This is a genomic window from Streptomyces sp. SAS_281 (assembly GCF_052542855.1).
In genome coordinates this window covers 70,820-81,262 of sequence record NZ_JBMNDO010000025.1, presented here as the reverse complement: position 1 = coordinate 81,262, position 10,443 = coordinate 70,820, and the positions used below count along the sequence as shown (strand labels likewise).

7 protein-coding genes and 1 tRNA gene are annotated in these 10,443 nt (G+C 69.4%); 2 read left to right on the top strand and 6 right to left on the bottom strand.

Annotated elements, in window-relative coordinates:
* Positions 1-50: 50 nt before the first annotated feature.
* The 6 genes from pknB to ACN6LM_RS12415 all read right to left on the bottom strand — a co-directional run bounded on the left by pknB (position 51) and on the right by ACN6LM_RS12415 (position 8,157).
* Entirely contained in the window at positions 51-2,042 is a 1,992-nt protein-coding gene (gene pknB, locus ACN6LM_RS12440; RefSeq protein WP_445065389.1) for a Stk1 family PASTA domain-containing Ser/Thr kinase, read from the bottom strand.
* Positions 2,043-2,209: 167 nt separating this feature from the next.
* Entirely contained in the window at positions 2,210-3,673 is a 1,464-nt protein-coding gene (locus ACN6LM_RS12435) for a peptidoglycan D,D-transpeptidase FtsI family protein (RefSeq protein WP_445065388.1), read from the bottom strand.
* Positions 3,670-5,082, bottom strand: coding sequence for an FtsW/RodA/SpoVE family cell cycle protein (locus tag ACN6LM_RS12430; RefSeq protein ID WP_445065387.1), 1,413 nt, complete (start codon positions 5,080-5,082; stop codon positions 3,670-3,672). The genes ACN6LM_RS12435 and ACN6LM_RS12430 overlap by 4 nt, the downstream gene beginning before the upstream one ends.
* Before the next feature lie 23 nt (positions 5,083-5,105).
* Positions 5,106-6,611 carry a Stp1/IreP family PP2C-type Ser/Thr phosphatase gene (locus ACN6LM_RS12425; protein WP_445065386.1) on the bottom strand — a complete coding sequence of 502 codons (1,506 nt, stop codon included), beginning with the start codon at positions 6,609-6,611 and terminating at the stop codon, positions 5,106-5,108.
* A 129-nt stretch (positions 6,612-6,740) separates the two neighbouring features.
* A complete protein-coding gene (locus tag ACN6LM_RS12420; protein WP_425812979.1) occupies positions 6,741-7,253 on the bottom strand; it encodes an FHA domain-containing protein FhaB/FipA in 513 nt (170 codons plus the stop codon).
* 10 nt (positions 7,254-7,263) lie between these two features.
* Complete coding sequence (locus tag ACN6LM_RS12415; protein WP_445065385.1) at positions 7,264-8,157, bottom strand: FhaA domain-containing protein; 894 nt, start codon at positions 8,155-8,157, stop codon at positions 7,264-7,266.
* Between the two features lie 359 nt (positions 8,158-8,516).
* On the opposite strand from ACN6LM_RS12415, the gene ACN6LM_RS12410 reads away from it, so the two are divergent.
* Positions 8,517-8,599: transfer RNA gene (locus ACN6LM_RS12410), tRNA-Leu, on the top strand.
* A 272-nt stretch (positions 8,600-8,871) separates the two neighbouring features.
* Entirely contained in the window at positions 8,872-10,365 is a 1,494-nt protein-coding gene (locus ACN6LM_RS12405; protein ID WP_445065384.1) for a DUF2252 domain-containing protein, read from the top strand.
* Positions 10,366-10,443 lie beyond the last annotated feature (78 nt).

The following is a 10,443-nucleotide window of genomic DNA, read 5'->3' as shown; positions in this document are numbered from 1 at the left end:
GGTCACCGCGATGGTGACCGGGGCCCTCCGTTCGTCCGGTGCGGAACCGGTCAGTGACCTCCGTCGCCGTCCGGGCCGCCGAAGATGTTGCCGCCGCCCACAGTGGTCAGAGTGACCGTGGTGGTGGCCGGGTCGGACTGCGTGCCCGGCTGCGGGTCGGCGTTGGCGACCATGGCGTTGTCGTCGTCCGAGCTGCCTTGGGCGAACTGGATGTTCGTGAAGCCCGCCTGGGTCAGCATCTGCTTGGCCTCGGAGACCTTGTGTCCGCGGACCTCGGGGACGGCGACCGTCGGGGGTTGCGTCGGGCCCTTGGAGACCTTGAGGATGATCGAGGTGTCCGCGCCGACCTTCTCGTTGGCCACCGGGGTCTGCTCGATCACCATGCCTGCCTCCTTGTCGGAGTCGACATCGCTGCGGCCGATGTTCTTGAAGCCGACCCCCTTGAGCTGGGCGACCGCGGCGTCGTACGAGCGGTCCGTCACCGGAGGCATCGTGAGCAGCTTCTCCGTGGCGACCTTGAGCGTGACCTCGGAGTTCTCCTCGGCCTTCTCGCCGCCCTTCGGGGACTGCTCCAGAACGGTGCCGGGCTCGGCCTGGTCGGACTCGACCGAGTCGATGGTGACCGTGAAGCCCTTCTCTTCCAGGGCCTCGCGGGCGCTGTCCTTGGACTTCTCGGTTACGTCCGGCACCTCGACCTTCGGCGGACCGCTGGAGACGAAGACCGTGAGGGTCTCCTGCTCCTTCATCGTTCCGTCCTTGGGCGTCTGGCGGCAGATCTTGCCCTTGGGCTGCTCCTTGCACTCTTCCTTCGGGCCGAGCTTGAGAACGATGTTGGTGTTGTCGGCCAGTCTCTGGGCGTCCTTGACCGTGCTGCCGACCATCTGGGGCACGTCGAACGCACCGTCGTCGCCACCGTCGCCGGGGAAGACCGCCTTGCCGATGAGGATCGCGCCGATCAGCACCAGGATGCCCGCGACGACCAGCAGGATCGTCGAGGTGTGGTTCTTCTTCTGCCTGCGGCGGGCGGGGCGGTCGTCGTAGCCGTAGCCGCCGTCGTCCGGGTTGACCGGCGGCAGCATCGACGTGCGCTCGCCGCTCTGGTCGGCGGGGCGCAGGGCGGCGGTGGGCTGGTCGTTGTCGTACCCGCCGGGGTAGCCGCCGCCGTAACCCGCCGCACCCATCGCGGCGGTCGCGGCGACCGGCTGGCCGTCGAGGCACGCCTCGATGTCGGCGCGCATCTCGTCGGCCGACTGGTAGCGGTAGTCGGGGTCCTTGGTGAGGGCCTTCAGCACGATCGCGTCCATCGCGGGCGTGATCTCGGGGTCGAAGTTGCTCGGCGGCTGCGGCTCTTCCCGTACGTGCTGGTACGCGACCGCCACCGGGGAGTCCCCGACGAACGGCGGCCGGACGGTCAGCAGCTCGTAGAGCAGGCAGCCGGTCGAGTAGAGGTCGGAGCGCGCGTCGACCTGCTCGCCCTTGGCCTGCTCCGGGGAGAGGTACTGGGCGGTGCCGATGACGGCTGCGGTCTGGGTCATCGTCATACCGGAGTCGCCCATCGCGCGGGCGATGCCGAAGTCCATGACCTTGACCTGTCCGGTCCGGGTCAGCATGACGTTGGCCGGCTTGATGTCCCGGTGGACGATGCCCGCCCGGTGCGAGTACTCCAGCGCCTGGAGGATGCCCACCGTCATCTCGAGCGTCCGCTCGGGCAGCAGCCTGCGCCCGGAGTGCAACAGCTCGCGGAGCGTCGAGCCGTCGACGTACTCCATGACGATGTACGGGATGGAGACCCCGTCGACGTAGTCCTCGCCGGTGTCGTACACCGCGACGATCGCCGGATGGTTGAGCGAGGCGGCGGACTGGGCCTCACGGCGGAACCGGGCCTGGAAGGACGGGTCGCGGGCGAGGTCCGCCCGGAGCGTCTTCACGGCGACGGTGCGGCCGAGCCGGGTGTCGTGGGCGAGATAGACCTCGGCCATGCCACCACGGCCGAGCACCGAGCCCAGCTCGTACCGGCCGCCGAGGCGACGCGGCTCTTCCATAACTGTTCCAGCCCTCTCCGTCAGTCCTGACCGCACCGGTGCGCGGTCCGGCGGTGTGCTGTTCGCGCATACGCTACCGGCCGCGCATCAGCTGATCGGCCCGGAGGCAATACCTGATATCCGACCGGTATCCACAGAGGCGCTTTCGCGGCCGGGTGTGAGCGGTCTCACTTCTCGCTGTCGATGACCGCCTTCATGACCGCCTTCGCGATCGGGGCGGCCAGGCCACCACCGGAAATGTCGTCGCGGGTGGCGTCGCTGTCCTCCACGACGACCGCGACGGCCACCGGCGAACCGCTGTCGGTCTCCGCGTACGAGATGAACCACGCGTACGGGTTCTCGCTGTTCTTCACGCCGTGCTGGGCGGTGCCCGTTTTGCCGCCGACCGTGACGCCCGGGATCTGGGCGTTCTTGCCGGTGCCCTCCTTGACGACGGTCTTCATCATTTCCTGGAGCTTCTGGGCGTTCTCCGCCGAGAGGGGCCGGCTGAACTCTTCCTTCTCGTGCGTGTAGATCACGTCCAGGTTGGGCGCCTTGCGCTCGGCGACCATGTACGGCTGCATCAGCTTGCCGTCGTTGGCGACGGCGGAAGCGACCATCGCCATCTGGAGCGGGGTGGCGCGGTTGGACGCCTGGCCGATGCCGGCCATGGCGTTCTGCGGCCGGTTGTCCTCGGGGTACACGCTGGCGTTCGAGCGGACCGGGGTGAAGATCTCCTTGTTGAAGCCGAACTTTCCGGCCTCGTCGATCATCTTCTGGTTGCCCAGGTCGTCGCTGATCTTGCCGAAGACGGTGTTGCAGGAGTAGCGCAGCGCCTCGCGGAGTGAGGCGTTCTCACACGGGATGCTGCCCTCGTTGGGCAGGGGCTGAGGGGGGCTGGTCAGCGGGAGGTTCCAGGGCAGCGGCGACTTGGTGTCCTCGTCGATGTCCGTGTAGAGCCCGTTCTCCAGGGCGGCGGCCGCGGTGACGACCTTGAACGTCGAGCCGGGCGGGTAGGTCTCGCGCAGCGCCCGGTTGAGCATGGGCTTGTCCTTGTCCTTCAACAGGGACTGCCACGCCTTGGTGTCGGATGCGCTGTTGCCCGCGAAGGTCGAGGGGTCGTACGAGGGGGTGCTGGCGAGCGCCAGGATGGCGCCGGTCCGCGGGTCGAGGGCGGCGACGGCGCCCTTCTTCTTGCCCAGGCCCTCGAAGGCGGCCTTCTGCGCGGCGCCGTTGAGCGTGGTGACGACGTTGCCGCCCGTTTCCTCGTCGCCGGTGAACATCGACATGGTGCGGTTGAAGAACAGCTGGTCGTCGTTGCCGGTGAGGATGCCGTCCTCGATGCTCTCCAGCTGGGTGGCGCCGAACGCCTGCGAGGAGTAGCCGGTGACGGGGGCCCACATGGGGCCGTCCTTCCAGACCCGCTTGTACTTGAAGTCGCTGTCCTTGGTCTCGGCGGACCCGGTGACCGACTTGCCGTCCACGATGATGTTGCCGCGCTCGTGCGCGTACCGCTCGATGCGGACACGGCGGTTCTCGTCGCGGGTGTTGAGGGCGTCGGCCTTCACGTACTGCAGGTAGTTGGTCCGCGCGAGCAGGGCGAAGATCAGGACGCCGCAGAAGATCGCGATCCGGCGCAGTGGCTTGTTCACGGGCGGACCACCTGGGTCATCTCGGCGTCGGTCGAAGGCGCGGGGGCGGGCGCGGGGCGCCGGGCGGTGTCGCTGATGCGGATGAGGATGCCGATGAGGGCCCAGTTGGCCAGCACGGACGAGCCACCGTAGGCGAGGAACGGCATCGTCATACCGCTCAGCGGGATCAGGCCCATGACGCCGCCGGCCACCACGAAGACCTGGATGGCGAAGGCGCCGGAGAGGCCAGCGGCCAGGAGCTTGCCGAAGGGGTCGCGGGCGGCGAGGGCGGTGCGGATGCCGCGCTCGACGATCAGGCCGTAGATCAGCAGGACGGCCATCATTCCGGCGAGGCCGAGCTCTTCACCCACGGTGGAGAAGATGAAGTCCGCGTTGGCGGCGAACATGATCAAGTCCGAGTGGCCCTGGCCGAGCCCGGTGCCTATCGTGCCGCCGGAGCCGAACGACATGAGTGACTGCCCGATCTGCTCGCAGGCATTGTTCGTCGTAAAGCAGCTGAACGGGTCCTGCCAGGCGGTCACACGAGCCTTCACGTGAGGCTCGAACGAGGCCACGCCCACCGCGCCGGCCGCCGACATCAGCAGACCGAAGACGATCCAGCTGGTCCGCTCCGTGGCGACGTACAGCATGATCACAAAGAGGCCGAAAAACAGCAGCGACGTACCCAGGTCGGTCTCGAAGACGAGGATCAGGATGGACAGGGCCCAGATGGTGATGATCGGGCCGAGGTCGCGTCCACGCGGCAGGTACAGGCCCATGAAACGGCGGCTGGCGAGAGCCAGCGCGTCCCTTTTGACCATCAGGTAGCCGGAGAAGAAGATCGCGATGAGGATCTTGGCGAACTCACCCGGCTGGATCGTGAACGAGCCGAGGCTGATCCAGATCTTCGCGCCGTTCACCGCGGGGAAGAACATCGGGACGACCAGCAGAACCAGAGCAGTGGCCATCGAGATGTACGTGTAGCGCTGCAGTACGCGGTGGTCCTTGAGGATCATCAGGACCGCGGCGAAGAGGGCGACGCCGATCGCAGAGTAGAGCAGCTGCTTGGGGGCGTCGGGGCTGTACGCCCCGTACAACTGCTCCGCGCGCCGGATCAGCCTCGGAGACTGGTCGAGCCGCCAGATCAGCACCAGCCCCAGCCCGTTCAGCAGTGTGGCCAGCGGCAGCAGCAGCGGGTCCGCGTACCGGGCGAACTTCCGCACCACGAGATGGGCGACACCGCCGAGCAGGACGAGCCCCGCTCCGTAGCCGAACATGCCGGACGGCAGCTTGCCGTCCAGGGCCAGGCCCACGTTGGCGTAGGCGAACACCGAGATGGCGATGGCGAAGACCATCATGATCAGTTCGGTGTTGCGCCGGCTCGGTGCGTCGATCGCGCCGATCGTGGTCGTGTTGGTGACAACGCTCATGGTGCTGAAGGCCCCCTACGGCTCTACTTCTTACCGCACTGCGGGACCAGCTTCTTCTCTTCCTCCGAGAGGCTGGGCCCAGGAGTGGGAGTCGTGGAAGTCTGCTCGGACTTGGTGTCGCCACCGGATGTCTTGGCGGAGTCGGACGCCTTGGTGGCGTCCGTGTCCGTGCCCTGTGCCCGGCCCTCGTCGCCGTGCTCCTTCTCCGCCGCGCGTCGCGCCGCGTCCTTCTTGCAGGCGGACGCCTGGGTGGAGAGCTCGGCGATCTTCTCGCGGGCGTCGGCGAGGCTGCCCTCGGCGATCGTCGCCTCGACCTTCTTGCGCTGGTAGGGCGGGAGGTACTTGAGTTCGATCTCGGGATGGTCGGTCTCGACCTTCGAGAGCGAGAGCCAGCCGAGATCCTGGCTGATGCCCCGGTACAGCGCGACGTTGTCGTTCTTCGCGCCGACGTAGAACTGGGTCTGGGTCCAGCGGTAGCCGCCGTAGAGCCCGCCGCCGACGACGGCCAGCGCGAGCGCCACGTAAAGGGACCGCTTGAGCCATTTGCGGCCGCCGTGCTTGACGAAGTCGTCGTCGGAATACGAGCCGAAGGCACCCTCGGGCATCCCGTCGTAGCCGGAGCCGTCCCCGCTGCCGGGCGGGCCGAAGCTGCCGGCGGGCGGTGGTACGGGACGGCCGAGTCCGGCCGCACGGCCCGCGGGCGTCTGCATCGCACCGCCGTCGTTCAGCTGGGCCGCCTGGTTCTCGGCGACCGCGCCGACGACGACCGGGGTGTCATTGAGCTGCCCGGCCAGGGTGTCGTTGCCATCGACGTCGAAGACATCGGCGACGATGCAGGTGATGTTGTCCGGCCCGCCGCCGCGCAGGGCGAGCTGGATCAGGTCCTGGATGGTCTCCTGAGGGCCCTGGTAGCTGGCGAGCGTCTCCTCCATCGTCTGGTGGGAGACGACGCCGGAGAGCCCGTCGGAGCAGATCAGATAGCGGTCGCCGGCCCGGACCTCACGGATGGAGAGGTCGGGTTCGACGTGGTCGCCACTGCCCAGCGCGCGCATCAGCAGGGAGCGCTGCGGATGGGTGGTGGCCTCCTCCTCGGTGATCCGGCCCTCGTCGACCAGCCGCTGGACCCAGGTGTGGTCCTGGGTGATCTGGGTGAGCACGCCGTCGCGCAGCAGGTACGCGCGCGAGTCGCCGACGTGCACCAGGCCGAGGCGCTGGCCGGTCCAGAGCAGGGCGGTGAGCGTGGTGCCCATGCCCTCCAGCTGGGGGTCCTCCTCGACCATCATCCGCAGCTGGTCGTTGGCCCGCTGGACCGCCGTACCGAGCGAGGTGAGGATGTCGGAGCCCGGGACGTCGTCATCGAGCTGGACGAGGGTGGAGATCACCTCGGAACTGGCGACCTCGCCGGCCGCCTGGCCGCCCATGCCGTCGGCGATCGCGAGGAGACGGGGACCGGCGTAGCCGGAGTCCTCGTTGCCCTCCCGGATCATGCCCTTGTGCGATCCGGCGGCGAAGCGCAGGGACAGACTCATGCGCACCTCACCCGTCGGTTCGGGGTACAGCCGGTCTCGAGCCACACTGCCCACCCTCCGGTCGGGAGCCTGGCCGGGTCCGATGCCCGGACCCCCGCGGCTCGCTCGCTCCGCTCGCTCATTGTCGTACTACTTCCGCAGCTCGATGACGGTCTTGCCGATCCGGATCGGCGCGCCCAGCGGAACGGGCGTCGGGGTGGTGAGGCGGGTCCGGTCCAGGTACGTGCCGTTGGTGGACCCGAGATCCTCGACGATCCACTGGCCGTCACGGTCGGGGTAGATCCTGGCATGCCTGCTGGACGCGTAGTCGTCGTCCAGCACGATCGTTGAATCGTGGGCACGGCCCAGCGTGATGGTCTGCCCCTGAAGGGCCACCGTGGTGCCGGTGAGCGTGCCCTCGGAGACGACCAGCTTGGTCGGTGCACCCCGGCGCTGGCGGCCGGGCTGCTGGCGCTGCGGCGGCGGTGCCGCGTTCTGGCGTCCCTGGGGCGGACGTGCGTCGTTCGCGGTGCGGCGTGAGCCGCGCTGCGTGACGCGCGTTCCGAACAGGTCGCTGCGAATGACCTGGACGGCCACGATCACGAACAGCCACAGAACAGCCAGGAAACCTAGCCGCATGACCGTCAGGGTCAGCTCTGACATTGCCCCCGCTTCACCCTTCGGCTTGCCGGTAAACGATGGTGGTGCTGCCCACGACGATCCGCGAGCCGTCGCGGAGCGTAGCGCGGGTGGTGTGCTGCCCGTCTACCACGATGCCGTTGGTAGACCCGAGATCCTGGATCGTCGAGGGCGTTCCGGTCCTGATCTCACAGTGCCGGCGGGAGACGCCGGGGTCGTCGATCCGCACATCGGCGTCGGTGCTGCGGCCCATGACCAGAGTCGGGCGGGAGATCTGGTGGCGGGTGCCGTTGATCTCGATCCAGCGCCGCACCTGCGCGTTCGGCGGGGAGGCGGGAGTAGCCGGCGGACGCCGGTCGGAACCGCCGTGACGCCCGGCGCCCGGCGGCGGGCCGGCGGGCATGGGCGGGGCGGAGGTGGGAGGGTAGCCGTAACCGCCGCCCGGGCCCTGCGGGGCGGAGCGGCCGGGGTACCCCTGCTGGGGGGACTGGCCGCCGTAGCTCTGGCCCTGCGCCGGTCCTTGGCCCTGCGCCGGTCCCTGCCCCTGTGACGAACTGGACGCCAGCGTGCGGCTGCGGACCCGGTAGAGACCGGTGTCGAGGTCCTCGGCCTTCTCCAGGTGCACCTTGATGGGGCCCATGAAGGTGTACCGCTGCTGCTTGGCGTAGTCCCGGACGAGGCCGGAGAGCTCGTCGCCCAGCTGGCCGGAGTACGGGCTCAGGCGCTCGTAGTCGGGAGCGCTGAGCTCGACGATGAAGTCGTTGGGGACGACGGTGCGCTCACGGTTCCAGATGGTGGCGTTGTTGTCGCACTCCCGCTGGAGGGCACCCGCGATCTCGACCGGCTGGACCTCGGACTTGAAGACCTTGGCGAAAGTGCCGTTGACCAGACCTTCGAGACGCTGCTCGAAGCGCTTCATCACTCCCATGGGGCACCTCCTCCGGTGTCATCGTCCCTGTACTGCTTACTGATCGTATCCACGCGTCGGGAAATCGGCTGGTTCCCCTTGTCTGCCCTGTGGATGAGTGTCCCCCCTCACACGGATCGTAGAGGCGGCCTCCTCACAGTGTCCCGCACCTCGGACGCACTCAGGAGGAGTGGGGGGCGCCCTCGGAGGTTCCCGCTTCCTTTCGGACGTTCTGCGGACACCGGCCGAGCGTGCGGCGAGTGCCCGGTGATCGGGCGGCGAAACAACGGATGTGAATCCACCCTGTCCAGCGTGCTAATCTTCCGGATGTCGCCAGGCGCTCGCACCGAAAAGTGAGAGAGTCTGGAAACACCACTCTTGCGCGAGTGGCGGAACGGCAGACGCGCTGGCTTCAGGTGCCAGTGTCCTTAGGGACGTGGGGGTTCAAATCCCCCCTCGCGCACAAGAAAGAAGCCCCCCAGGCATCGCTCTGGGGGGCTTCTTCAGTTCAGGGCGGCCCCTCTTCTCTGTGTTTGGTTTCACGTGAAACGCCCGTTTCGCGTGTGCGGGTGCGGAGGGTCTGAGCCTCCGGGCCGGCGGGGCAGGGTCCGGCCGCCGGAGCCCACCCGCAGGGGGCAGACGGCGGTCGGGGTGCGGCGGTACGGTCGGCGGCAGTTGATGTTCGGGCAGGTGCCCGGCGGCTGCGCCGGGCGGGGTCGGGGGAGGCTGCGCGCCATGGAAGCGACCGGGACGGGACTGCCGCCGGTGCGACTCGTCGAACCCGCCGGCGGGGGTGCCGCGGCGGGGACCGCGCTTCCCGCTGAGGCGGACGGGCCGCGCATACCGGCCGTGCCGGGGTTCGCCCGCCGTACGGACAGGGCTTGCGCGGAGGCCGAGGGGCGGCCGAAGGGGAAGGCGCTGCGGGCGCGGGTGCCCCGGTCCGCTCACGCGACGCTGGACCTGCCGGCCGGGCGGCCGGACGCGGTGCGCGCGGTCGAGGAATCCAACCGGGGCCGGGTGGCGGAGCTGACGCCGATACGGGTGGGCCGGATGGCCGCCACCCCCTTCGCCTTCCTGCGCGGCTCCGCCGGGCTGATGGCCCATGACCTGGTGGGCACCCCGGTCACCGGCGTCGCCGCCCAGCTCTGCGGCGACGCGCACGCGGCCAACTTCGGGCTGTACGGGGACGCGAGGGGCGGCCTCGTCATCGACCTGAACGACTTCGACGAGACCGTGGTCGGGCCCTGGGAGTGGGACCTCAAGCGTCTGGCGACCTCGCTGGTGCTCGCGGGCAGGGAGGCCGGTGGAGACGAGGAGACCTGCCGCAAGGCCGCGTACGACACCGTGGGGGTCTACCGGCGGACGATGCGGCTGCTGGCCCGGATGCCCGCCCTCGACGCGTGGAACGCCATGGCGGACGAGGAGCTCGTCTCCCACACCGACGCGCGGGATCTGCTCGGCACCCTGGAGCGGGTCTCCGAGAAGGCCCGCAACAACACCAGTGCCCGCTTCGCGGCGAAGTCCACCGAGGACTGCGAGGACGGTGGCCGCCGCTTCGTGGACGCGCCGCCGGTGCTGCGCAGGGTCCCGGACGCGGAGGCCGCAGCCGTGGCGGCGGGACTGGGGGACTATCTGGGGACCGTCTCCGCGGACCGGCTGCCACTGCTGGCCCGGTACGCGATCCATGACGTGGCGTTCCGGGTGGTCGGGACCGGCAGCGTGGGCACCCGCTCGTACGTGGTGCTGCTGCTGGACCACCGGGGGGAGGCGTTGGTGCTCCAGGTGAAGGAGGCCAGGCCCTCGGTGCTCGGGCCGCATCTCGCCGCTGTGGGGTTCGAGGTGCCGGAGGTCGCGCACGAGGGGCGGCGCGTGGTGCTCGGGCAGAAGCGGATGCAGGTCGTCAGTGACCATCTGCTGGGCTGGACGACGGTGGACGGCCGGCCTTTCCAGGTGCGGCAGTTCAGGAACCGCAAGGGCAGCGTCGACCCGGCCGCCCTGGCCGCCGACCAGGTCGACGACTACGGCCGGATGACCGGGGCGCTGCTGGCGCGGGCCCATGCCCACAGCGCGGACCCGAGGGTGCTGGCGGGCTACTGCGGGAAGAACGACGAGCTGGACGAGGCGGTGGCGGCCTTCGCGGTGGCCTACGCGGACCGCACGGAGGCGGACCACGGGGAGCTGGTGCGGGCGATCGGGGCGGGGCGGATCGCCGCGGAGCGGGGCGTGTAGCGGGGGGCCGGCTGCCTGCGGGGCGCCCCGCAGGCAGCGGGGGCAGGACGCCTGCTGCGTGACCGTGTGTCCTCGGCG